The sequence below is a fragment of the Ensifer canadensis genome, assembly GCF_017488845.2.
Taxonomy (GTDB): domain Bacteria; phylum Pseudomonadota; class Alphaproteobacteria; order Rhizobiales; family Rhizobiaceae; genus Ensifer; species Ensifer canadensis.
Genome location: NZ_CP083370.1, coordinates 2,626,846 through 2,650,511, shown reverse-complemented (window position 1 = coordinate 2,650,511; position 23,666 = coordinate 2,626,846). Strand labels below are relative to the sequence as shown.

The following is a 23,666-nucleotide window of genomic DNA, read 5'->3' as shown; positions in this document are numbered from 1 at the left end:
CCTGCTCGTCGGTATCGCCATACGGAAAGCTGCGCTAAGCCTCGTTTAAGGGGCTGCGCGCCATCGCTGCGGTCGACAATCATCGTCTCTGTTTCCCCACCCGGATCACGTTACCGTTGTTGTTGCTGCACACTTTGCAGCGCATGCGTCGACCAAGGGCCACGATAGACTGCGTCGTGCCGAACCGGCGCGCCAGGCCGTGCCGATCAAGGTGACGTTCCCGGCCGCAGCGTTTGCAATGGCAGAAAAGCTCATACCAGTCCGGCAGATTGGCGAAGGTGATTTCTTCCGGTCGTCCGGCTGGCTCCGCATTGCCAGCCGGTACAATCGGGAGGGCGGGGCCTCCGAAGGCATAGGGTCGCTATATTTCAGTTGGCAGCGATCGTTGAAGTTGTTCTTGGTTTTCGAGCAGCCGTTGGCTTGAGCCAGTTTCCCTAGGAGGGACGGCATAGGCATGTCGCCGACACGTTCTAGCAGCGCCTTAGCGTCATATTGCTTCTTCATGCCGCATGAACATTCGACGCGAACCTTGGCGACAAGCTCCGACAGCCACCAGGCGCCGCTCTTAGGCATTGCCCTTCTTCCATTCCGGTCGGTGCTCGTAGCAGAACCAGTTCGGCGTGGCCCTTCCGACAGCAAAGCCGAAGCCGCCCCACTTCTTGCAGTCGGGGTGTTCGCATAGGTGGACATACGGGCCGCTGCTTGCGGCTTTCGCTGCGCCGGTTTCGTCGCTCATGCTCAATGCCTTCTGAGTATATTTGTTCTACAAATGTTCTCATTGAGGCAGAGAGTCAACACCGAGATTTGGGGAGTAAGCGTCCTGCTGCGGGAGCGTTATGGGGACACGAAGAAAAGAACGGCAGTAAGCAACCAGAGCAGCACACCGATCAATCCCGCCATGTCAGCGCGGCACATCAGCGAGCCATCGGCGACCCGTTTGAACCCGAGCCAGCTGAAACCTCTATCGGCCGAGGCTATTGGTTGAACGCGCACCTTTCCGAGAGTGATGATCGGAAGTACCAGTCTTGCGGTGGTGTAGCCAAACAGCTCAAGAAGAACGTCGATCAAGTCACAACCCCGGTTTTAAGGCTCCATGGCCGCATGGAATAATCGGCGACATGCGTTAATACCTGGAGAAGATGGTTTTCGAACTTGCCGTGGGGAGGGGTTAATGCGGTTTCGGTACAAGCACCACGACGCCGGCGCCAAGCTCGAACATTTCCGTTTCTGCATTCATTGCCAGATAGTGGTTCTCCGCCAGTTCAATCAAAGCCTCAGCGACGTCTTCCCGTGACCAGCCGGCCGCCTCAGCTTTTGCGGCCAGATGTTGGAATTCGGCCTCAATGGCTTCCTGGCAATGGAGACTACGGTCGGGATGGCATTTCGGATGCTTGGGCGCGGGGATTTTCGGCATGGCGTTTCCTCCTGCAGAAGATGTTGGGGCGCAATCCGCGTTCTGCAAGGCCCCGCTAATTTAATGATTCGCCTTCGATTTTAACGCGCCTGTCAGTCCAGCCCCGCCGATAGGCCTCGTCGAGCACGTCGCGCCACATGTCGTCGTCGACCCCGTTGACCCAATTTGCTTGAGCAAGCAGGAAAACGGCCACCAGGCAAACCTCACGAAGCTCGTCGTCGGCAAGTTCGGTGATCGAAGTGGATGTTTCCATGAGTGTCTCCTCTTGGGCAGAGGCTACGCCGTAACGGTCTCCGTTGGCTATTGTAGGATTCACCAAGCTAGATTTCGGGGTAGGCCGGCCAGACACTTTGTGACCACAGATTCGATTCCTCGCCGCGATCCTCGGCGGAGCAGGTGATTCGTGACTTCGAAGAAGAAATGAAGCGATAGGCGGCGGCTGACGGCAGTTCAAAAGCCTTCGACGTTACCTGTTGGCATTCGACCTGGGATATTGGCAGAGAAATCAACCAGAGTGAGCGGCTCGGCGCTGTATGTGGCGTAGCACGTGAGCTGGTAGGTCTTTACCTCCAACCCCGTTTTCGCCGCGAATTTCACCGCCGCATTAAACTCGCGCATCGCTTCGCGCAGCCGCTCCTTGGCTTCGCGCTGATCGCGGGTGAGCGGGAATTCTAGAATCTCTGCCATGACGGGTTCCTTTAGGAGGACGCCTTCAATCGTTGGAAGCCAATTGACCGAAAGTGCTCATCGGCCATCTCGGTTAACGCGATGGCGACATCATCGTCAGACCAACCGGCAGCCTCACAATGCGAAATGAACGCCCGGAAGGCATCGGCAATAGCTGTTTGGCATTCTTCTATTCTGTCATCATGTAAGTCGGGGCTGTTGGGCGGCGTCACAGCTGGCAGATACGATGGGGTCATTCTTTTGTTTCCTGCAGTCGTCAATTCTTGATCACCACCTCGGTCCCGGTGTCCAAGAGGATGCGCAACGTCCGGATCATGTCGGCCGCATCGAGCAGCGCTGCCGCAATCTGCTCCTCGGTCCGATTGTCAATCGCTCCAGCTATCGTCTGAAGCTCGATCACGGCATCAGCTTCCGTGTTGCTGCTCGGTATGCCGGCTTGCTCGCGCATGTCGCGTATGGTCGCGACGGCGCGCTCTAGCAGGCGCCGTTTTTCGAATGTCGTGAGATGCTGCGACTGGTTGGCGGCCCAGATGAGTTCGGAGACGAACGCGGTGGTGAGGGACATTTGTCTACCCCTAAAAAATCGACACGCGGTATATGATGGACGCGTCCTGCTTCGAGTTGGCAAGGCTGGTCGTCAATTTGTCTTTGCTCTGGTTTGGAGATGTTCTCTAAGATTTCGGCGGCTGGCAGCAGCCCACCTGGGCGCATGCGAATGTGTAGATTTTGTCCGTTGCGTCAAGATACCAATTCATCGCATCTAGCGCGAACCGGATGCCTTTTAGCAGTGAAGGATCAATTCGGGCCATAAGCTCGCCGATAGAACTAGCCCGGTGGTCTGGCGCGACTGGATTGTCTGCCAAGGCCTCAATGCCTGTTCTGTATTCTTTCAAACTTACAGCCTGATCGACGGCGTCAGCAGCCTCGGCTCCATCGAGGTAAGGGATCCCAATCGAGGCAAGAATTGTAGATACGAGGAGTTTGCATACCGCCTTACATGCTTTGCAGGTGAGGTCCTTGTTTGCGTTTTCGATCGTTCTCTTGAAGAAGCCAACGGTAGCGCGAAAAGCGGAGTCGCCTTTAGCTTTAATACGTAGGGAGAGGCTCCACAGCTTCTTAGACGGACGGTATAAATAAAGCTCCACCTTCTCTCTGGCATCCCGAGCAAGATTCTCGCCCTGATCACGCAGGTTGCTGTAAACGGCACCTCGTATCTTCTCAATAAGAACTACGATGAAACCATTGTCCTCGGAGATGGAGAAGTCGTGGACAAAGTCGACATCGCCTTCGCCCTCAATCTCGTGGATTTCCAGTGCATCCTCGCGGATAATAGTATGCGTAAGAAGCATGTCGACCTCCCCACTGGCTACGCAGCTGTGACTGCTGCTGGCAGTGTCGATGCTACTACCGCTTTAACGCGAATTGAATTCGCCCAATGAGGCTACAGCCTTGGCGCGCAGGGGCGTTCAAAGCACAGGGTATTTCGTTCTGTGTGCATCGAGCGCCCGCATTGCCTTTTGGCCCGCCTTGGTGAGCCAGACTTGATCCGGATTTCCCTGGCGATCCGTCTCAGCGCTCACGTCGATATAGCCGCGCTCTTGAAGCTTCCTTTGAGTATGTCGACCGAAGTTCTTCAACGTGTACCAATCGATCGCCTTATCCGGGCCAACCGTCATCAGATAATCCATTGCCCGCTTCTCCCGGTGGTCGAACGGAGGCTGGATCGGCTCGGGTGGATGCTCGCTTAACGGGATGTCTAATGGGTTCCGCGTCGGAGAAACCACGTCGTCGGCGGGTTGTGGGGTGTGCACACTGTTTGGGATCATTCGAAGCTTATAGTGCGCGGTCTCCACCTCGATCGTGATGACGTGACGATTGGCGACATCTGCCAGGCGCTGAAGCTCAGCCTGTTTTATAAGGGCTTTCGCGGTCATCGGATGCTCTCCCAAGCTTTGCGGCCTAACGCTGTCAGGTGAACGATCACCGGCCGGTCACCGCCCTTTTCCAGTGGTTTAAGTTCAATGGCACCGCGCTCGCTCAATCCGCGTAAGGTTGCTGGCCCACAGTGCGATAAACGGTTCGCAGCTAGCTTCCCCCCATGATTGACGAGCTGCTTGAGCGCCGAAGTCTCTCGCTGATTTAGGCCAGGGAGAACCTCCGGATTCTGCGCCTTCAATTCCTCTTGCTCTGCTTTCCATTTCTCAAGCGCTGACATCGGCTTTTTTGGATCTCCTGCTGAGGGAGCGACAACGATAGATCCGTCGGCCTTAAGCTCGATAGAAACGCCGAGTTCGACGGCGAGTTTGGCGGCGGATCTGATTTGACCGAGCTTCCAATTGTTCTTTTCCGGCACGCTACTACCTCGGCTAGTCACTAATCGTCGGTGGCTTGGGATTCCGCTTCGTGGCCTTTGTGCGTCTTTGCCTGATAGTTACCCGTTTGTTTGCGTTCATTCTCCATGGCTAGCGACTACCCCCGTAACGCCGAGCTCCTTTCGGTTTCCTCCCTTTCGTCAACCCCGTTCCAGAAATCGGTGTCATCGATCCATGCTTCGTAGACCCGAGACCGATCGTCGCTGGCCTCTCGCCGGCAGATAACCAGTGCCCACCCGAATGCACCAACCGTATTGAAGAAGTAACGCCTCATAACCTCATAGAATATGGGCGGCGCTTCCGGCATGAGGTCGTTGCAAAGCGTATCGCCGACTTGAGGGCAGATCCCATGGTAGTAGCTTATTGGCAGAATCGAGTGCGGCTCTAAGCTCCCGTCTTGCTGAATCTCATAGGTTCGGATCTCAACGGACATGGTCTATTCGTCCCAGTAGTTTTGTTTCGTAGGGGGATCGCCATCTGAATCGAAGAGATTGTCGGGATCGGGAAAAAGCTCTCTCGTTATCAAAGTCGTTTGGATTGCCTCGACTGTCGTCCTTGCCTCCAACTCGGTTAGGCGCTGTTTCGCCCACGCTATCATCCGCTCGTACTCGGGTGGAAGCTGCTCGGCCTCGGGAATCGTTTCGATTGTCAGCCGCATGTCCGCTATCTTACGGCGCGCCACGGCAATCTCTTCGAGATATGCCAATCTTTTGCCTTCACGCTCGGCGCGTAGACGAGCTAGGTCGCGGCGACGTAACATCGCTTGCCTCGCTCGCTCCTGTTCGGCCCTTTTCCGGCTTTCCTCGGCATTTGCGACAATGATAGTGCGCATCCCTGCGACAAAGTTCTCTAGGCAGCTCTCGACCGTCTGGGACTTGCCGTCAGACCACGATTTCCTCAATCCGCTTGCGTATCCGTCGTAGCCGAGGGTCAGTTTCCCTGTGTAAACGATGTCGAACTCAGGCCAGGGCTCCAACCGTTCGAACGACCAGATGCGTCGATTACGCTCCTTGTCCCGCTTGGCCTTTCGCCGCTGAAATTCGGCGAGCTCGGATTCTGTGGGGCTATGCTTCGGGCGTTTTCTTTCCTCCGTCAAACTGATGTGCACGGCGCCCTCGGAAGTAGTGAAGTGCAACCCGTGCTGATCGGCTTCCAGCTTTCCGCCCATAGCCTCGGTGTTGAGCGCGAGATAGTGAAGAATGCGCATGGCGCGCTCCCGAGTCCTTTCGTGAACGCACACGCCCTTTGCTGATATAACGCCGTCGCCATTCGGCTTCGCGTTTCGCAAGTGCTTCACAATTGGAGCGATGGATTTGTGGAAGACATCTATGGGCTGGTCTACATCAGGCAGTTCGACAGGCGCTGCATTCGGTGCTGCCGTTTCGGCCTTCTGCTTGCGCTCCTGGGCGATACGCTTTCGTTCCGCCTTTGCCGCCCCTAACGCAGCCAACACTATCTCGCTGGGCCTGTTCGGCGGGCCTATGTGGATCGTATGAAGGGCTTTGTTCTCGACGCTTCGAAGTGGTGTCTTTTTTGCCGGCAGCCCAGCCTCAACCTTCGCCCAATAGCCGCGCGGGGGAGTGGGCACGAGATGCCTAACGCATATCTTGGCGAGGCCTCTGTCGGAGAGACCGTATTCCTGGGAAAGCTTCAATATCGGGGTTGACCAGACAAGGTCATGAAGCTCTTCACGGGTAAGGGTCCGTTTCAGCTCTTCCATCCAATGGGCTCCGCCTAGTGGGTGAAACCGAGCGTGCTCAGGGCCAATGATCCAACAATCAAGCCAATTTCTTGCGCTTCCGTGGCTTCGCACTGGCTTTCACAGGAAACATCTCGGGTGGGTTCGCCGCAAATGCTGCAGCCGCAAGCTCTAGCGCACCGATGGTGACTTTCCTGCCTTTGCTACTGGGGCGGGGCATTTTGATGATAGTGCTCCCACCGAGATACGAGCCACGCTTGGCCATGTTTGATCCTTAGCACGTTCTGCGTGCAAAGTGTCACAGTGCTATTGAGAGTCAAGCGATCAAAGCCACTTGTCTTGGAACAGGTTCTCCAGAGCCTGCCCCATTGAGGCGACAACCGCTTCCTTGTTCTCCTTTGAACGATCGTTGGCGTAGCGCTCAATCGATTCCTCGACTATCCCGGCGGCATCGTCTCGCCTGGCCTTGTAGCGGGCGAGGGCCTTGACGAAGGCAATTATCGATGTCTCAGCCATTGGTCTCGCCAAGGTCTTTCGGCGCTTCCAGCCTTGTCCAACATTTTGTTCTGCTTCCTATATGCTTCCTGCGGCATTTCAGAAGGACTTTGTATATCGGGTAAGTTCTTGATTTTTTTGGCGCACCCGACAGGATTCGAACCTGTGACCTTTGGAATCGGAATCCAACACTCTATCCAGCTGAGCTACGGGTGCATCCGTTTGCAGCAAGGCCGCCGAAGCGGACTGTGAGCGGTTCATAGCTTAGCTTGCGCGTCGCTTCAATGGTGAAATGACGGAGTTCGCAGGGGAATTTGCGAGCGGCTCACAAATTGATGCGGAAGCCAGCCGATGGTCGAGCTTTGGAATGGGCCTGATGTGGCTGCCGGGCGGGGCGGGACAAGCTGTGCCCTTTGTGTCAGGCATGGCGGTGCGGGTGAGGGGAAAGGTCGGGCATGCAGAATGGATCAGTGGGGATGTCGAGGTGGTCTGCACCGGAGTCGAACATGACTCGTAAAGCGAGCTGAAGCCCTTGAAGCTTGCTACTCGGTTCCGCTTAAACCGATGAAACACATGGCCCGGCGATTGCCGGGCCATGTGGCGTCGTTGGTTAGGCGGTCTGCATGGCGCCGGGGCCGGGGATCGCCTTGGGCGGGACCTTGCCCATGATGATCATGCCGAGCACCTCGTCCTTGGTCACATCCTCTGTGCGGGCCTGGCCGACGACCTGGCCGTTCTTCATCACCGAGACGCGGTCGGCGAGGTCGAAGACGTCGTGGATGTCGTGGCTGATCAGGAAGATGCCGATGCCTTCGCGCTTCAGCTGCTTGATCAGCTCGCCGACCTGGGCGGTTTCCTGGGGCCCGAGGGCTGCCGTCGGTTCGTCCATGATCAGGATGCGGGCGTCGAACAGGATCGCGCGGGCGATCGCCACCGACTGCCGCTGGCCGCCCGAAAGCGCCTTCACCGGTTCCTTGAAGCGCTGGAAGTTGGGGTTGAGACGCCCCATGACTTCGCGGGCCTTGGCCTCCATCGCCACGTCGTCGAGCGTGCCCCAGGGGGTGCGCAGCTCGCGGCCGAGATAGAGGTTGGCGGCCGCATCGACGTTATCGGCGACGGCAAGCGTCTGATAGATCGTCTCAATGCCGTATTTCTTGGCGTCGCGCGGGTTGCTGATGTCGGCGGCTTCGCCATTGATCAGGATCTCGCCGCCGTCGCGCTTGTAGGCGCCCGACAGGATCTTGATCAGCGTCGACTTGCCGGCGCCGTTGTGGCCGAGAAGCGCCACGACCTCGCCGGGGTAGAGGTCGACGGAAGCGTTGTCGACCGCATGGATGCCGCCGAAGGAGATGGAAATGTTCTTCATTTCCACGAGCGGAGTGCGTTGGTCTTTCATTGGTCGGACTCCTTCTTACTTGGCACGGGCGCGGTAGATCGTGTCGAGCCAGACGGCGACGACAAGAACCACGCCGACGACGATGCGCTGGAACGGCGAGTCGATCCCCAAGAGCACCATGCCCGACTGCAGCGATTGCATGACGAGTGCGCCGATCATCGCGCCGGCGATCGTGCCGACGCCGCCGGCAAGCGACGTGCCGCCGATGACCGCGGCTGCGATCGTGTAGAGCTCGTCGAGCTCGCCTTGCGCGTTAGTTGCGGCGTTGAGGCGGGCCGTCGAGATCGCCGCGGCGATGGCGCAGAGCACGCCCATCAGCATGAAGATCTTGACGGTGACCCAGCGGGTCTTGATCCCCGCCAGTTCGGCTGCCTCAGGATTGCCCCCGAGCGCAAAGACATAGCGGCCGAAGCGCAGGCGAGTGGCGATGAATGTCATGACGATGCCGACGGCGATGGCGACCAGCACGGGGATGGCGATACCGTGCGAGATGAGCAAGCCGCCGTCCGGCCAGGCGATGCCGTTGGCGTCGGCATATTTGCGAGCAATGTTGACCGGCCAGTAATAGTGGTTGGCGATCGCCACCGCGCCCATCACCAGGATGCAGCCGAGGATGCCGAGGAAATATTCGGCCCAGACCGGGCGCAGCGGAAAGCCGAAGCGCTTGCGCTGCTTGCGCGAGTTGAGGATGGCCCCGACGATGGCGATACAGGCGATGATGCCGACAATCCAGCTGGCTGTCGCCCCGATGGACCCCTCGGTGCCACCGCCCATCAGGCGGAAGGTGGAATTCATCGGTGCAACAGTCTGGCCGCTGGTGACGAACCAGGTGGCACCGCGCCAGACGAGCAGGCCGCCGAGCGTGACGATGAAGGCCGGCACGTTGAGGAAGGCGATGATCGAGCCCTGGAGCGCGCCGATCGCGGCGCCGACGGCGATGCCGCAGGCAAGCGTGATGATCCAGATGGCGGGATGCTCGAGCCCGAGATATTGCGGCAGGACCTTGACCTGCATGACCGCCATGATCATGCCGCAGAAGCCAAGCACGGAGCCGACCGACAGATCGATGTTGCGGGTGACGATGATCAGTACCATGCCGGTCGCCATCACGGCGACGGACGAGGTTTGAACCGTCAGGTTCCAAAGGTTTCTCGGCGTCAGAAACAGGCCGCCGGTCATGATCTCGAAGCCGAGCCAGATGATGGCCAGCGCGCCGACCATGCCGAGCAAGCGGGTATCGATCTCGGTGGCGCGGAAGAAGCGCTTCACCGGGTTCTCGTCCGCGTTGCGGGCACGGTTGGCCTGGCTCTGTGTCTGATTGCCTTGTGTGATGTCGGCCATGGACGTGCCTTCCCCCCACTTTCTGTTGATGTCACCGCATCCGCCGGCGCCAAAGACCGGAATGGGACGCGACAAGTCTGATGATGAAGACAGTTGTCGAGCGCTTCTCTCGTTCGTGCCAACGCGTGCCTGAAGGTCTTACAGCGCCGCGTGTGAAATATGACGCGCTAAGGACGCTGTAAAACTTCAAGCATGCTTCATGATCCTCTCCTCAGATCGCTTCCGATTTAAGGGATCATGCAGCGGGCATTGTCCGCCCCGGTCACACCTTGCGCAAGCGCCGCAACGGGTTGCGTTGCGGCGCTTGTCGAAGGTTAGAGCTCAACTCTGTCCGGGCGGCTTATTTGCACGCAGCGACGTCGCCCTTGACGCCCTGGCAAGCTTCGTCCTTGGAGATCCAGCCGGCGTCGATGACGACGTTGAGGTTCTCCTTGGTGATCGGAAGCGGTGCGAGGAAGACCGACTGCATGGCGACGCCCTTGGGGCCGCCATTGAAGGCCGTCACGCCGGCGATTTCTTCCATCTTCTTGCCGCTCGCCAGTTCGGCGGCGATTTCGGCTGCGCGCTTGCCGAGTTCACGCGAGTCCTTCCAGACCGAAACGGTCTGGGTGCCGAGGGCGACGCGGTTGAGGGCTGCCTTGTCGGCGTCCTGGCCGGAGACCGGAACGGAGCCGGCGAGGCCCTGGGCATCGAGGGCTGCAATCGCACCGCCAGCGGTGCCGTCGTTGGAAGCGACGACCGCGTCGACCTTGTTGTCGTTTGCGGTCAGGAACTGCTCCATGTTCTTTTGGGCATTTTCCGGCTTCCATCCGTCGGTGTAGGCTTCACCGACGCTCTTGATCTTGCCGGCGTCGACAGCTTCCTTCAGCACTTCCATCTGTCCGGAGAACAGGAAGTCGGCGTTCGGGTCGGCAGACGAGCCCTTGATGAAGACATAGTTGCCTTCCGGCTTGACCTTGAACACTTCGCGAGCCTGCATGCGGCCCACTTCCTTGTTGTCGAAGGTGATGTAGAAGGCGGCCGGATTTTCGATCAGGCGGTCGTAGCCGACAACCGGAATGCCTTCGGCGGCAGCCTTTTCGATGGCCGGGCCGATGGCGTCGCTATCCTGTGCAAGCACGATCAGAGCGTTGGCACCCTGGGCGATCAGCGACTCGACGTCGGTCAGCTGCTTGGCAGCGGAAGACTGGGCGTCAGCGGAAATGTACTTGTCGCCGGATGCCTCAAGTGCTGCCTTGATGGCGGCTTCGTCGGTTTTCCAACGCTCTTCCTGGAAGTTCGACCAGGAAACGCCGACCACCAGATCCTTGGCGATGGCTGCGGAATGCATCGACGCGATGATGGCAGCCCCTGCCATCAGCTTCAAAACGGATTTCATTTCATCCTCCCGAGTGGCGGCCGGCTGAGCGTGCGAACCTCCCGCACCATCCTCGACCAGCCTTGCAACGCTGTCGAAATGCCACCGTAAACATCGTCCGGTTTTATTTTCTCGACAGTCGAGAAAATGAATGTCAGAGAATCCACGGCCTGTCAACACGGCCGACCCGGTTGCGTATGGACTGCCGATGCGCCGGTTTCCTGGGCTCGTCACCGGGGGTGCGGTGAGGGTCCGGGTGAAACGGACGCAGGCGGGAAGGGGATTGTTGTGTCATTTCAACAGTTCCGGCCGCCAAGCTCGGGTCGGGTGCCGCGTGATTTGCCGGCGACCCCGCTCGGTCTTGATCAATGGCCGTGCGTTTCAGCTCTGATGACAGCCTTCTCGCTCAGCGCCGAGCAAGTTCATTGCCACTCATCGCTGCCGGAAAGGGTCTGTGGATTATTTCTCGACAGTCGAGAAAATCAATGGCAGAGATTGACGAGGTGTCGACAAGGCGATCAGTGCCTTGCCTCGCCGTGCAACAGATGCTTTGGGAGGGCATGTGTTCGAAGGACCCGCCACCGGCAAGGACGTATGATGCTGACCAAGTCCAGCACTGAGCTCGTGCGTCAGCAGAACAGTGCGCTGGTCCTTGCCGCGCTCCGGCGCGCCCGCAATCTCTCGCATACCGAAATTTCCGCCGCAACCGGGCTCGCCTCGGCGACGGTGTCGGCGATCACGGCCGAGCTCGAGCGCGCCGGAGTGATCGCCAAGGCGGAACAGCATGTGCAGGGCGGACGAGGGCGCCCGCGCGTCCTGTTCACGCCACGTCGCGACTGCGGTTACATCGTCGTCGTGCGTATCTCTTCGGATGTGGTGCAGTATTCGCTGACCGACTATGGCGGCACGCTGCTCGACCGCTTCGAGGAGGGCCGCAATCACGACCAGCGCGGCACGGACGCGTTTGCGCGCACCTTCGTCGAGGCGCTGGAGCGCCTGCTGCAGCGCTCGCGCCTGACGCGCGACCGCGTGCTGGCCATCTCCATCAGCAGCAAGGGGCTGGTCGACGCCGATACGGACGCGGCACGGCTGCTCTGGTCTCCGGTGTTCGGCAGCGAGCAGCTCGACTTTGCCGCGTTGCTTGCGCCGGAATGGCGAGCGAGGGTGATGCTCAACAATGAGACCCTGCTGGTGGCACAGGCGCTGGCGGCCGAAGCGGAGCGCGCGCCGGACGGCGGATTTCGATCGCTTGCCGCCATCTCGCTCGGCCACAGCATCGGCCTCGGCGTTGCCCGCAAGGGCAGGTTCGGCGAGATCGACGTGACGGCGCCGAATTTCGGCCACATGCTGCATGCGCCATCGGCCGGACTGTGCCGTTGCGGCGCCTATGGCTGCATCGAAGCGGCTGCCGGTTTCTACGGCATTCTGCGGGCCGCCTTCGAAGTGCCGGCCGACACGATCCCGGCGAAATTCGTGCCAATTGCCGAAATGGACAAGATCGCAGCGAGTGCGCGCCAGGGGCATCGCATGGCCGGCTATGCCTTTCGCCAAGCTGGCATCGCGCTCGGCAACGGCGTCTCGCGCATGCTCAGTCTTTACGAGCGTATGCCGATCTACGTTACCGGCCCCGGCACGCGCTACTTCGATCTCTTGCGCGGCGGGTTGGAGGAGGGCGTATCCCAGTCACTCCAGCTCAGGCTTCAGGGCGCGCCCGAGATATCGGTCGTGCTCGACGAACAGCGGCTCGTGTTCGACGGCCATCTCGAGCGTGCTCTGGGCAAGATCGACAGCGAGATTGCTACGGCCGGATCGCACTAAGGAACAGCCGCTTTGGCGAGACGGGCGAGGCAACCATTTTTGGGGTTGTATCAAGGGCGAACAAACCAGCTAATACAATTTACAGTTATTTAGCAACTCCTTGTCAATGTGACATTGACGCGGGAGACGATGATGTTTTCAGTGATTGCATGCATACGCGATGATCACGATTGGCGTCTGGTGCTGGTGGCGGCCGTGGTTTGCCTGGCCGGTTGCGTCGCAACCATGCTGTTGCTGCTGCGTGCCCAGCGAAGCGAAGGCAGTCAGCGCGGTCTTTGGACCGCCGTCAGTGGTTTTGCCTGCGGCATCGGCGTCTGGTCCACTCATTTCATTGCCATGCTCGCCTATGATGGCGGGATGACGGTTTCCTATGGCGCCTGGGGGACGACGCTTTCGATCGTTCTCGCGATCGCGGCCGCCTGGGTTGCTTTCACGGTCGGGCTTGGCGCTCGCTCGCACTACGCCCTTGCATCTAGCGGTGTCATCCTGGGCGGCGGCATTGCCGCCATGCACTTTACCGGCATGCAGGCGCTCGAGATGCCGGGACACATTGTCTACGATGCAAGGTTCACGGTTTTCGGCATCGTCGCCGGCACCCTGCTGGCGATGGCAGCGCTGCATGCGTTTCATGTGCTGCGCAACGCCCGCAGGCTTGTCGTCTCGACGCTGCTGCTCGTCGTTGCCATCTGCGTCCTGCACTTCACCTCGATGAGTGGCATCACGCTGGTACCGGCGCCGGATATTCCGGCAGCCGATACCATCCATCCGGCCTGGCTTGCCGGCGGGGTCATTGCTGCCTCGACCATGCTGATCATCCTGGCCTTCGGCGCGCTGTTCGTCGATCGGCATCTGACCGACCTGCGCGGGCTTGCCAATGCATCGCTGGAAGGCATGGCCATCGTGCATGAAGGCCGCATCATCGACACCAACGAGCGTTTTGCGCGCCTGACGGGATGGAAGGTTTCGGAGCTCACCGGCCGAGATCCGGCGGAGGTTTTCGCCTTCGGTGAGGAAGGGCTGCAGAGCCATCATCGCGGCGACGGCCCCGGCGAAATCGATCTGATCAATGTGGCCGGCCAGTCCGTGCCGGTCGAGTTCATGTGCCGGACGGTCGAGTATCGCGGCCGCGAATGCGAGGTGATCTTCGTGCGCGACCTCAGCGCGCGCAAGGAAGCCGAGCGCACTATCGAGCATCTGGCCCACCACGATGTGCTGACCGATCTTCCCAATCGTGGTTTCTTCGACCGGCGCCTGGCCCAGGTCATGACGGTGGCGGCGGCGAAGAACGAGCAGCTTGCCATCCTTTGCCTCGACCTCGACCGCTTCAAGGCCGTCAACGACATTTTCGGCCATGGCGAGGGGGACCGCATCCTCATGAAGGTCGCCGACATCCTGCGCAAGGCGGTCGGCGAGGGGGATACCGTCGCCCGGCTGGGCGGCGACGAGTTTGCCATTCTTCAGGTGGGTGGCGAACAGCCCGACGCGGCGCGTCACCTGTCGGACCGCATCCTGACTTATTTTGCCGCCGAGATGGATACGAACCGCGATCCGACCGCCGTCGGCGTCAGCATCGGTGCTGCGATCTACCCTGCTGATGGCGACACGGCTGACCGGCTGCGCAACAATGCCGACACCGCTCTCTACCGCGCCAAACAATCGGGCAAGGGGATCGCCTGCTTCTTCGACACGGAAATGGACGAGACCGTGCGCACGCGACGGCAGATCGAAAACGACCTGCGCCATGCCGTGCTTCGCCGGCAGCTCTTCCTTGAATATCAACCGCTTGTCGATCTGCGCGGCGATCGGATCCTGGGCTACGAGGCGCTCTTGCGCTGGATGCATCCGGAGCGTGGCCTCATCAGCCCCGATGTCTTCATCCCGATCGCCGAGCAAAGCGGTTCGATCATCCAGATCGGCGAATGGGTGCTGGAGCAGGCCTGCAGGGAGGCGGCGAAATGGAACGAGCCTCTACCGGTTTCGGTCAATATCTCGCCGGTGCAGTTCCTGCTTCCCAATCTTTTCGATCAGATCTTTGGTATCCTGCGGCGAACGGGGCTGGAGCCGCGCCGGTTGGAGCTGGAGATCACCGAGGCGGCCCTTCTGCACAATCGCGAAGACGTTCTCGCCACCCTCGGACGACTGAGGATACATGGGGTGCGCATCGTCATGGATGATTTCGGCACCGGGCATTCCTCGCTCAGCAACCTGCAGACGTTCCCGTTCGACAAGCTGAAGATCGATTGCAGCTTCACTGCCGTGATCGACAAGGACCCTTCGGCGCACGCGATCGTCAGGGCGATCATTGCGCTTGGCAACAGCCTCAACCTGCCTGTCGTAACCGAAGGCGTGGAAACGGAGCGGCAAAGGCAGATCCTGGTCGACGAGGGCTGCCTCCAGGTTCAGGGCTTTCTCACTGGCAGGCCCGGCGTTGCCCCGAGCACCGGGCAGGAGGAGCAGTCAGGCGGATGGGAGAATGCGCCATTGCGCGCGGACGGCTGAGGCAATGAACTGAAACACGAAACGGCCGGGCGTGTCGCGCCCGGCCGTTTGTCTTTGCCAAACGGAAACCCGCTTCGCACTTTTCCTCGAAATGCTTTACGCGACGCTGATCTGGCGCTTTTCGATGACCGACTTCACGGCTGCGTCGGCAAGCGCGAGCGCTGCCAGGCCATCCTTGCCCGACGGGGTGATTTCCGTGCCCTTTTCGATCGCGGAGATGAAGCTCTCGATCTCGTTGGCATAGGCTTCGGTGTAGCGGGTCATGAAGAAATCGTGCAGCGGCGGGCGGGTGTAGCCTTCGCCATTGGCGATCTCGATCGACACCGGGCGCTGGTTTTCCGCCGAGACGACACCCTGGGAGCCGTGAACCTCGATGCGCTGGTCGTAGCCGTAGGTGGCGCGGCGCGAGTTGGAGATGATCGCCTGTTTGCCGGAGGCGGTCTGCAGGATGACGGACACACTGTCGTAGTCGCCGGCTTCGCCGATTGCCTTGTCGACGAGGACGGCGGCGGTCGCCGTTACCGATACGGGCTCTTCGCCGAGCAGGAAGCGCGCCATGTCGAAGTCATGGATCGTCATGTCGCGGAAGATTCCGCCCGAGCGCTTGATGTAGTCGACCGGCGGCGCGCCGGGATCGCGCGAGGTGATCGTCACCATCTCGACGTCGCCGATCTTGCCGGCGTCGATTGCCTGCTTGACGGCCATGAAATGCGGGTCGAAGCGGCGGTTGAAGCCGACCATCAGCTTGCCCTTGGTCTCGGCCACCACCTTCATGCAGGCCCGCACGCGATCGACATCGAGATCGATGGGCTTTTCGCAGAAGATCGCCTTGCCGGCGCGGGCGAAACGCTCGATCAGGTCGGCATGGGTATCGGTCGGCGTGCAGATGACAACGGCGTCGATATCGGCCGATTTTTCGATTGCCTCGATGGTGCGGACCTCGCAGCCATAGGCCTTGGCGATGGCATCGGCGGCGGCCGGAAAGGCGTCGGCCACGGCGACGAGCACGGCATCGGGATTGCCGCTGACGGCCTTTGCGTGAACCTTGCCGATGCGTCCGGCGCCCAGAAGACCAAATCTCACTGTCATCTCTGTCTCTCTCGAAATCCGGTCCTCGACCGGGAAGGTGCGTGATGATCGGCGCTCATCGCGCAAAGGCGCCGCGGAGGGGCAATTCCGCGATTGGGTTGCAAGGTGGTTGTCAGCGATGGTGCCCGAGCGGATGCCGCGCGCTTTCCTCTCCCTTGCCCGACCGTTTCTTCCGTGCGGGCGTCCGGCGCCATCTGTTCGGAATGAAATGGTCGAAGAAAACAATTTCGGAATTTTTATTCTATTTTCATGGTGCCCGTCAAGGGCGTGATGCGGTCGCGGGCTTGCGGCGGCCGGTGGATTTCCCCTACAAGACATCCGTTGCCGATCACGAGCGCAAGCACCCAGAGGACAGGATGATCAAACTCATCGACCCGGACCACGCCTTTTACCGTCCCTTGTGGCGGCGGGTTTTGATCTTTTTAGTCTGCGCCGGCTGGGCGGCGCTCGAATTCTATCACGACCAGCCGTTCTTCAGCATCATCGCTCTGGCGATCGCCGCCTATGTCGGGTCCTCTCTGCTGCTGTTTTACAAGCCGACAGACAAGACTGCCGGTGCTGAGGGCTCGGCGTCAAAAGACGAGACGCCCAAGGCTGACAACGACGCGTGAGCGGCGGTCAGGCCGCCTGCAATTGGCGCGACGCCTCGTCGATGAGCATGTTGGCGAGTTTCATCCGGACCGTCGCATTGGCGCGGTAGTCCTGCGGCAGGCGATCGGGATGATTGGCGGCGGCGAAGCTTCGCCGCTTGGCAGCGAGCGTCGTCAATGTCTCCCCTTCACCAAGGTCAAGTTCCTCGGCGACTTCGGCAAGGCTGATGCGGTTGAGAAATTCCGGCATCGGCTCTATCGGCGGCGGCTCGACGAAGGACGCATCGAAATAGGCTCGCTCGACGGCGCTGCGCGCAGCAGACGCGCTGTCGGCGCCGCCGGCGACGAACGTGGTTGCGAACAGAGGCGTGCGCGACGTCGCGAAAACCTCCGCATTGGCGGTCTCTTCCTCGTCTTCTTCCGTCTTCAGCCGCTCGAGCACGGACTGAAACACCGACATTCCGAACATGCAGCCTCCGCTATCCCGGCGCAAAATGCCGGATGGAGATTATCCCAGGCTGATCAACTTGATCATGCCCAGGCTGATCAACCAATGCTGGCTGATCATGCTCGTCCCTGTTTGAGAATGAGGTCGTAGAGCAGCTTGGCGCTCGGCGGCAGCGCGCGTCCCTCGGCGGTGATCAACCCATAGGGCTTGATGCGGATCGGGATCTCGGTTTTGAGGATGCGGATCTCGCCGGCCGGCGTGCCGTTGTCGGCGATCAGGTTGGCGACATCGAGCGCCACCGGCGCAATCGCATTGGTGTTGCGCACGATCGACAGCGTCAGGATGATCGACGAGGTGTTGATGACGGTCGCCGGTAGGCGCACACCCGCGGACATGAAGCTGTCTTCGACGGCGCGGCGCAGCAGCGTTCCCGGCGGCTGGAACACCCAGTCGTAGGCGGGCAGATCTTCGGCGCCGGCAATGGGCTTGTCGAGCAGCGGATGGCCGTCGCGCACGATCAGGCAGACCTCCTCGTAGCCGATCTCGACCATGTTGAAGAGCCGCGGGCTGAGATCGTCTGGGATGCGTCCGACGACGAAGTCGTGGCGGGCGGCGAGCAGCTCGCGCGTCAGCACATTGCTGTTTTCGATCTGGATGTTGATCTCGATGCCGGGATAGGCGGTGATGACCTGGCGGATTGCCGGAACGGCGAGGTTGAGCGCCGGCCCGGTCACCGAGCCGATCGACACCGAGCCGCCGCTGCCGGTCTTCAGTTCGCTGATCTCGCGCGAGGCCTCCCGCAGTTCCAGAAAGATCGTGCGCGCCCGCCGCGCCAACGCCTGGCCGTAGCGGGTCAGTTCTACGCCGCGTGCCACTCGCTCGCAGATCGGCGCCTTCAGGATCGTCTCGATCTCCGCCAGCATGCGCGAGGCGGCGGGCTGGGAGATGCCGAGCGTCTCGGCGGCCGCACTGATGCGACGATGATCGTCGATCGCCAGGATCAGCCGGAGGTGATTGATCTTCAGCCCTGAGCGAAAGAGCCCGCTGTCGAACTGTTCGGCGGCAATCCCTGTCGTGCCGGGCTTTCCTTCTTTCATCATCGTGGGCAATCCAGTTTTCAGGATGTTTCAAAAATCACACTGTTTTCGAGTAGTATATCAATATTGGTATGGTAGCAAAGCGATATTGTATTTGACAGTTATGGCTTTTGATTCCAGTTTTTCCCCATGTGCCAGTGCATGTGGGAGCATGCGGGCGGGGAGGACTTCCTTCACCTGGATCCACCGCCGGAGACGCGATCTCCGGGCCGGTGGATCGCTGCGCATAGGACGGGGAGGCTGCGGGCCTGCCGGCTTCAACACTTTTGGGAGAGACCAGATGAAATTGATTACTTCGCTTCTCGCAGCGGCCGCGATCTCCGTCGCGTCGTTTGCTGCGCCCGCCTTCGCACAGGACAAAGGCACGGTTGGCATTTCCATGCCGACGAAGACCTCGACCCGCTGGATCTCCGATGGCGAGACCATGGAGAAGCTGTTCAAGGAAGCCGGTTACACGCCGGACCTGCAGTTTGCCGACGATGATATTCCGAACCAGCTCGCCCAGATCGAAAACATGGTGACCAAGGGTGCCAAGGTTCTCGTCATCGGCGCCATCGACGGCACGACGCTTTCCGACATCCTGCAGAAGGCCCATGACGCCGGCGTCAAGGTCATCGCTTACGACCGTCTGATCCGCGATTCGGGCAATGTCGACTACTACGCCACCTTCGACAACTTCCAGGTCGGCGTGCAGCAGGCAACGTCGCTGGTGCAGGGCCTGAAGCTCGACGGCGCGACCGAGCCGAAGAACGTCGAACTCTTCGGCGGTTCGCCTGACGATAACAACGCCTTCTTCTTCTACGACGGTGCGATGTCGGTCCTGCAGCCGCTGATCGACAGCAACAAGATCGTCGTCAAGTCCGGCCAGAAGGGCATGGACCAGGTCGGCACGCTGCGCTGGGATGGTGCCGTTGCCCAGGCCCGCATGGAAAACCTGCTGTCCTCCAACTACACCGATGCCAAGGTCGATGGCGTTCTGTCGCCCTACGACGGCCTGTCCATCGGCATCATCTCGGCGCTGAAGGGCGTCGGCTATGGTTCCGGCGACATGGCGATGCCTGCCGTTACCGGTCAGGACGCCGAACTGCCTTCGGTCAAGTCGATCCTTGCCGGCGAACAGTATTCGTCGATCTTCAAGGACACGCGCGAACTCGCCAAGGTCACGGTCGGCATGGTCAATGCGATCATGGAAGGCAAGGAGCCGGAAGTGAACGACACCAAGACCTATGACAACGGCGTCAAGGTCGTTCCGTCCTACCTGCTGAAGCCGGTCGCGGTCGACAAGTCCAACATCAAGGATGTGCTGGTCTCCTCCGGTTACTACACCGAAGATCAGATCAACAACTGATAGGATGACGCACCTGAGGGTCCGCGATCCATCGCGGACCCTTTTATCCCGGTGAGGGAGCCTGTACTCTCTTGCCGACTGCCGCTGGAATGACTGAACATGGACAATATCATTCTCGAAATGCGTGGCATCACCAAGACGTTTCCGGGCGTCAAGGCGCTGGACAATGTCAGCTTCAAGGTTCGCGAAGGTGAGATCCACGCTCTGGTCGGTGAAAACGGTGCCGGCAAATCGACGCTGATGAAGGTACTGAGCGGCGTCTATCCCGCCGGCACCTATGACGGCGAGATCTACTACGACGGCGAGCCTCGCCGCTTCTCGACCATCTCTGACAGCGAACATCTCGGCATCATCATCATCCACCAGGAACTGGCGCTGGTTCCGCTGCTGTCGATCGCCGAAAACATCTTTCTCGGCAACGAGATCGCCACCAATGGGGTGATCCATTGGCCGCAGACCTTTGCCCGCACGCAGGAACTTCTGAAAAAGGTGGGCCTGAGCGAGCCGCCCGCCACGCTGATCACTGACATCGGCGTCGGCAAGCAGCAGCTGGTCGAGATCGCCAAGGCGCTGTCGAAGAAGGTGCGGCTGCTGATCCTCGACGAACCGACCGCCTCGCTCAACGAAAACGATTCTGACGCGCTCTTGAAGCTCTTGATGGAGTTTCGCGCGCAGGGCATGACTTCGATCATCATTTCGCACAAGCTGAACGAGATCCGCAAGGTCGCCGACCAGATCACCATCCTGCGCGACGGCGGAACCGTTGAAACGCTCGACTGTCAGACCGAGGATATCGGCGAAGACCGGATCATCAAGGGCATGGTCGGTCGTGCGATGGAAGATCGTTACCCGCCGCGCGAGCCCAAGATCGGCGAGACGCTCTTGGAAGTGAAGAACTGGAACGTCTTCCACCAGCATCACCGCGACCGGCAGTTCCTGCACGACGTCAATTTTACCGTGCGCGCCGGCGAAGTCGTCGGCATCGCCGGCCTGATGGGGGCGGGGCGAACCGAAACGGCGATGAGCATCTTCGGCAAGTCCTGGGGGCACAAGATCACCGGCGACGTCCTGATGCGCGGCAAGCCGGTCGACGTCAGCACCATCCCCCGCGCCATCGACGCTGGTCTCGCCTATGTCACCGAAGACCGCAAGCAACTGGGTCTCGTGCTGATCAACAACATCAAGGAGAACACCACGCTCTCCAACCTGAAGGCGGTGGCGTCCAACGGCGTCATCGACGATCGCAAGGAGGTCAAGGTCGCCTCCGACTATCGTTCGAAGCTGCGCATCCGCTCGCACTCGATCTATCAGGAAACGGTCAATCTTTCCGGCGGCAATCAGCAGAAGGTGGTGCTGTCGAAGTGGCTGTTCACCAATCCGGAAGTCCTCATCCTCGACGAGCCGACACGCGGTATCGATATCGGCGCGAAGTATGAGATCTACACCATCATCAACCAGCTTGCAGCCGAGGGCAAAGGCATCGTGATGATTTCATCGGAGATGCCGGAACTGCTTGGAACCTGCGACCGCATCTACGTCATGAACGAGGGCCGCATCGTCGCCGAGCTTTCAAAGGCCGAAGCGAGCCAGGAATCCATCATGCGTGCCATCATGCGTTCAGGGGAGAAACACTAATGGTCGCCGATACGAGCACCCAACCGAACAAACCCTCGATCGGGGACTATCTCAAGAACAACATCCGCGAATACGGCCTCCTGGTCGCGCTCGTGGTCATCATGCTGTTCTTCCAGTTCGTCACCAACGGCGTGCTGTTCCGCCCGGTCAACATCACCAACCTGGTGCTGCAGAACTCGTTCATCGTCATCATGGCGCTGGGCATGCTGCTGATCATCGTCGCCGGACACATCGACCTTTCGGTCGGCTCGATCGTCGCCTTCATCGGGGCGATATCGGCGATCATGCTGGTCAAGTGGGGCCTGCCGGCCTTCGTCGTCATTCCTGCCTGTCTTGTTGTCGGCGGCATCATGGGGGCGGCGCAGGGTTACTGGGTCGCCTATCAGAAGATCCCGTCCTTCATCGTCACGCTTGCCGGCATGCTGGTCTTCCGCGGGCTCACCTACGTGGTGCTCGGCGGCCGGCCGATCGGTCCGTTCCCGAAGGAGTTTCAGCTGCTTTCGACAGGCTTCGTTCCGGATTTCCTCTACTTCCTCAATCCGAGGCCCGACCTCATCCAGAACATGGTGGCGCTGGTGGCGGTGCTGGCACTCGTCGGCTACGCCATCTATGCGGGCGTGCGCAATCGCCGGGTCAACGAGCAGCACGGTAGCGAAAACGAGCCCTTCGTCTTCTTCGCCATCCAGATGGCGGTCATCGCCGTCGTTGCGCTGTTCATCGGCTATCAGCTTTCGACCTATCGCGGCCTGCCCAACGTGCTGATTGCCATGGGCGTGCTGATCGCGCTCTATACCTTCGTCACCACGCGCTCGACGATCGGCCGTCGCATCTATGCCATGGGCGGCAACGTCAAGGCGGCGAAGCTCTCCGGCATCAACACCGAGCGGCTGACGTTCTACACCTTCATCAACATGGGTGTTCTGGCCGCACTTGCCGGCATGATCATCACCGCCCGCCTCAACTCGGCAACGCCGAAGGCCGGCCAAGGCTTTGAACTCGACGTGATTGCGGCCTGCTTCATCGGCGGCGCCTCAGCGTCCGGCGGCGTCGGCAAGATCATCGGCGCGGTGATCGGGGCCTTCATCATGGGCGTGATGAACAATGGCATGTCGATCATGGGCATCGGCATCGACTACCAGCAGCTGATCAAGGGTCTGGTGCTGCTCGCTGCCGTCTTCTTCGACGTCTACAACAAGAACAAGGGCTGACCAGCGACCGAACGGCCCGGATCGAACCAGTACCATTGAACGGGCAGCTCCGGCTGCCGGGAGTGACAGCCCGGACTGTCAGGATTGGGTGGCGAGAGCCACCCGAGGGGCCGCGGTTTGCCTGAGATCAGGCGCGAGCAAGGCCCGAACGATGCAAGGAAGGACAGGATCGTGCTGATTTCTCAGATCAGGAACGAAGACGGATCGACAACGGTCGCGGTACGCGCGCCGGGCGAGGTTGCCCGCGCAGTCAACGGCGCGGCGAGCGTCTATGCACTGGCGATGGACGCGGCCAATGCCGGGCGTAGCCTCAAGGACACGATCGAGGCAAAGGGTCTTGGTGCTGCCGTCGATCTCGAAAAGGCCTATGCCGAAGGCCGTCTTCTGCCGCCGATCACCCACCCCGACCCCGCGCACCTGCATCTGACCGGAACGGGGCTGACGCATCTTGGTTCAGCCGCGACCCGCGACGCCATGCACAAAAAGACGACCGAGGCGGCGGAGGAGACGCTGACCGACTCGATGAAGATGTTCCGCATGGGCCTTGAAGGCGGCAAGCCGCAACCGGGCGAAACCGGCGTGCAGCCGGAATGGTTCTACAAGGGTAACGGCACCTCCGCCGTCGCGCCCGGTTCGGCGCTCGTCTCTCCGGCCTTTGCCGAAGACGGTGGGGAGGAGCCGGAGATGGCCGGCATCTACGTGATCTCTGACAAGGGCATGCCGTTCCGTATCGGCTTTGCCGTCGCCAACGAGTTTTCCGATCACAAGACCGAGCGGGTCAACTATCTCTGGCTCGCGCATTCGAAGCTGCGCCAGGCGAGCTTCGGGCCGGAAATCCGCGTCGGCGCAGCACCCGACGATATCAGAGGCACCTCGCGTATCCTGCGGAGCGGCAAGGTTCTGTGGGAAAAGCCGTTCCTATCGGGCGAAGCCAACATGTCGCACAGCTTTGCCAACCTCGAGCATCACCATTTCAAATATGGCCTGTTCCGCCAGCCGGGGGACATCCACGTCCACATGTTCGGCACGGCGACGCTCTCCTTCGGCGATGGTATCCGCACGGAAGAGGGGGATGTCTTCGAGATCGAGGCTGCCGAATTCGGCCTTCCCTTGCGCAATCCGCTCGCAATCGCCGCCGCCGAACCGGTCGCCATACATCAGCTCTGACATATG

Annotated in this window: 26 protein-coding genes and 1 tRNA gene; 7 read left to right on the top strand and 20 right to left on the bottom strand. The window is 60.3% G+C overall.

All coding sequences use genetic code 11. The features are described from left to right. Nucleotides 1-105: 105 nt before the first annotated feature. The 17 genes from J3R84_RS12930 to xylF form a co-directional block, all read right to left on the bottom strand. Nucleotides 106-573, bottom strand: coding sequence for a hypothetical protein (locus J3R84_RS12930; protein ID WP_203528030.1), 468 nt, complete (start codon nucleotides 571-573; stop codon nucleotides 106-108). Continuing rightward, entirely contained in the window at nucleotides 566-736 is a 171-nt protein-coding gene (locus J3R84_RS12925; RefSeq protein WP_203528031.1) for a hypothetical protein, read from the bottom strand. Before J3R84_RS12925 ends, J3R84_RS12930 begins: the two co-directional genes overlap by 8 nt. A 98-nt stretch (nucleotides 737-834) precedes the next feature. Next, nucleotides 835-1,068: a hypothetical protein gene (locus J3R84_RS12920; RefSeq protein ID WP_203528032.1), complete on the bottom strand. Its 234-nt coding sequence runs from the start codon at nucleotides 1,066-1,068 to the stop codon at nucleotides 835-837. A gap of 100 nt (nucleotides 1,069-1,168) precedes the next feature. Beyond that, nucleotides 1,169-1,414, bottom strand: coding sequence for a hypothetical protein (locus J3R84_RS12915; RefSeq protein WP_203528033.1), 246 nt, complete (start codon nucleotides 1,412-1,414; stop codon nucleotides 1,169-1,171). Between the two features lie 55 nt (nucleotides 1,415-1,469). After that, the gene (locus tag J3R84_RS12910) at nucleotides 1,470-1,667 is read right to left on the bottom strand and encodes a hypothetical protein (protein WP_203528034.1); all 198 of its coding nucleotides are present in this window, start codon (nucleotides 1,665-1,667) and stop codon (nucleotides 1,470-1,472) included. A gap of 197 nt (nucleotides 1,668-1,864) precedes the next feature. Then, on the bottom strand, nucleotides 1,865-2,101 hold the full coding sequence (locus J3R84_RS12905; RefSeq protein WP_203528036.1) for a hypothetical protein: 237 nt from the start codon (nucleotides 2,099-2,101) through the stop codon (nucleotides 1,865-1,867). Nucleotides 2,102-2,112: 11 nt separating this feature from the next. Beyond that, nucleotides 2,113-2,337 (bottom strand): hypothetical protein, encoded by a 225-nt coding sequence (locus tag J3R84_RS12900; RefSeq protein ID WP_203528038.1) that lies wholly within the window; start codon nucleotides 2,335-2,337, stop codon nucleotides 2,113-2,115. Between the two features lie 20 nt (nucleotides 2,338-2,357). Continuing rightward, nucleotides 2,358-2,666, bottom strand: a complete 309-nt coding sequence (locus J3R84_RS12895; protein WP_203528040.1) for a hypothetical protein — start codon at nucleotides 2,664-2,666, stop codon at nucleotides 2,358-2,360. A 106-nt stretch (nucleotides 2,667-2,772) separates the two neighbouring features. Further along, complete coding sequence (locus J3R84_RS12890) at nucleotides 2,773-3,450, bottom strand: hypothetical protein (protein WP_203528041.1); 678 nt, start codon at nucleotides 3,448-3,450, stop codon at nucleotides 2,773-2,775. 117 nt (nucleotides 3,451-3,567) lie between these two features. Then, the gene (locus tag J3R84_RS12885) at nucleotides 3,568-4,035 is read right to left on the bottom strand and encodes a hypothetical protein (RefSeq protein WP_203528042.1); all 468 of its coding nucleotides are present in this window, start codon (nucleotides 4,033-4,035) and stop codon (nucleotides 3,568-3,570) included. Then, nucleotides 4,032-4,454, bottom strand: coding sequence for a hypothetical protein (locus tag J3R84_RS12880; protein ID WP_203528043.1), 423 nt, complete (start codon nucleotides 4,452-4,454; stop codon nucleotides 4,032-4,034). Before J3R84_RS12880 ends, J3R84_RS12885 begins: the two co-directional genes overlap by 4 nt. A 455-nt stretch (nucleotides 4,455-4,909) precedes the next feature. Then, nucleotides 4,910-6,193 carry a hypothetical protein gene (locus J3R84_RS12875; protein ID WP_203528045.1) on the bottom strand — a complete coding sequence of 428 codons (1,284 nt, stop codon included), beginning with the start codon at nucleotides 6,191-6,193 and terminating at the stop codon, nucleotides 4,910-4,912. Nucleotides 6,194-6,496: 303 nt separating this feature from the next. Then, nucleotides 6,497-6,688, bottom strand: a complete 192-nt coding sequence (locus tag J3R84_RS12870; protein WP_203528046.1) for a hypothetical protein — start codon at nucleotides 6,686-6,688, stop codon at nucleotides 6,497-6,499. Nucleotides 6,689-6,806: 118 nt separating this feature from the next. Next, a tRNA-Arg gene (locus J3R84_RS12865) sits at nucleotides 6,807-6,883 on the bottom strand. A 394-nt stretch (nucleotides 6,884-7,277) separates the two neighbouring features. Further along, nucleotides 7,278-8,063: an ATP-binding cassette domain-containing protein gene (locus J3R84_RS12860; RefSeq protein ID WP_025428054.1), complete on the bottom strand. Its 786-nt coding sequence runs from the start codon at nucleotides 8,061-8,063 to the stop codon at nucleotides 7,278-7,280. Between the two features lie 15 nt (nucleotides 8,064-8,078). Further along, nucleotides 8,079-9,404, bottom strand: a complete 1,326-nt coding sequence (locus J3R84_RS12855; RefSeq protein ID WP_025428053.1) for a sugar ABC transporter permease — start codon at nucleotides 9,402-9,404, stop codon at nucleotides 8,079-8,081. A 340-nt stretch (nucleotides 9,405-9,744) separates the two neighbouring features. Then, nucleotides 9,745-10,782, bottom strand: coding sequence for a D-xylose ABC transporter substrate-binding protein (gene xylF / locus J3R84_RS12850; protein WP_025428052.1), 1,038 nt, complete (start codon nucleotides 10,780-10,782; stop codon nucleotides 9,745-9,747). A 576-nt stretch (nucleotides 10,783-11,358) separates the two neighbouring features. Here xylF and J3R84_RS12845 point away from each other — a divergent pair. Next, entirely contained in the window at nucleotides 11,359-12,579 is a 1,221-nt protein-coding gene (locus tag J3R84_RS12845) for an ROK family transcriptional regulator (RefSeq protein ID WP_025428051.1), read from the top strand. Nucleotides 12,580-12,711: 132 nt separating this feature from the next. After that, nucleotides 12,712-15,078, top strand: a complete 2,367-nt coding sequence (locus J3R84_RS12840; protein ID WP_025428050.1) for a bifunctional diguanylate cyclase/phosphodiesterase — start codon at nucleotides 12,712-12,714, stop codon at nucleotides 15,076-15,078. A gap of 96 nt (nucleotides 15,079-15,174) precedes the next feature. On the opposite strand, the gene iolG is transcribed toward J3R84_RS12840, so the two are convergent. After that, nucleotides 15,175-16,167, bottom strand: coding sequence for an inositol 2-dehydrogenase (gene iolG / locus J3R84_RS12835; protein ID WP_025428049.1), 993 nt, complete (start codon nucleotides 16,165-16,167; stop codon nucleotides 15,175-15,177). Between the two features lie 44 nt (nucleotides 16,168-16,211). Between iolG and J3R84_RS38740 the strand changes: the two genes are divergently transcribed. Further along, complete coding sequence (locus J3R84_RS38740) at nucleotides 16,212-16,778, top strand: hypothetical protein (protein ID WP_309141689.1); 567 nt, start codon at nucleotides 16,212-16,214, stop codon at nucleotides 16,776-16,778. Between the two features lie 7 nt (nucleotides 16,779-16,785). Here the strand turns inward: J3R84_RS38740 and J3R84_RS12825 are convergent, their stop codons facing one another. Continuing rightward, a complete protein-coding gene (locus J3R84_RS12825; protein WP_025428047.1) occupies nucleotides 16,786-17,226 on the bottom strand; it encodes a hypothetical protein in 441 nt (146 codons plus the stop codon). A 95-nt stretch (nucleotides 17,227-17,321) separates the two neighbouring features. Beyond that, nucleotides 17,322-18,302 carry a LysR family transcriptional regulator gene (locus J3R84_RS12820; RefSeq protein ID WP_025428046.1) on the bottom strand — a complete coding sequence of 327 codons (981 nt, stop codon included), beginning with the start codon at nucleotides 18,300-18,302 and terminating at the stop codon, nucleotides 17,322-17,324. Nucleotides 18,303-18,582: 280 nt separating this feature from the next. On the opposite strand from J3R84_RS12820, the gene chvE reads away from it, so the two are divergent. From chvE to araD1, 4 genes are all read left to right on the top strand, one after another. After that, nucleotides 18,583-19,650: a multiple monosaccharide ABC transporter substrate-binding protein gene (gene chvE / locus J3R84_RS12815; protein WP_025428045.1), complete on the top strand. Its 1,068-nt coding sequence runs from the start codon at nucleotides 18,583-18,585 to the stop codon at nucleotides 19,648-19,650. 99 nt (nucleotides 19,651-19,749) lie between these two features. Then, nucleotides 19,750-21,285, top strand: a complete 1,536-nt coding sequence (gene mmsA, locus J3R84_RS12810; protein ID WP_025428044.1) for a multiple monosaccharide ABC transporter ATP-binding protein — start codon at nucleotides 19,750-19,752, stop codon at nucleotides 21,283-21,285. After that, nucleotides 21,285-22,493, top strand: coding sequence for a multiple monosaccharide ABC transporter permease (gene mmsB / locus J3R84_RS12805; protein ID WP_025428043.1), 1,209 nt, complete (start codon nucleotides 21,285-21,287; stop codon nucleotides 22,491-22,493). The genes mmsA and mmsB overlap by 1 nt, the downstream gene beginning before the upstream one ends. Nucleotides 22,494-22,664: 171 nt before the next feature. Then, nucleotides 22,665-23,660, top strand: coding sequence for an AraD1 family protein (gene araD1 / locus J3R84_RS12800; RefSeq protein WP_025428042.1), 996 nt, complete (start codon nucleotides 22,665-22,667; stop codon nucleotides 23,658-23,660). The last annotated feature ends 6 nt before the right edge of the window (nucleotides 23,661-23,666 follow it).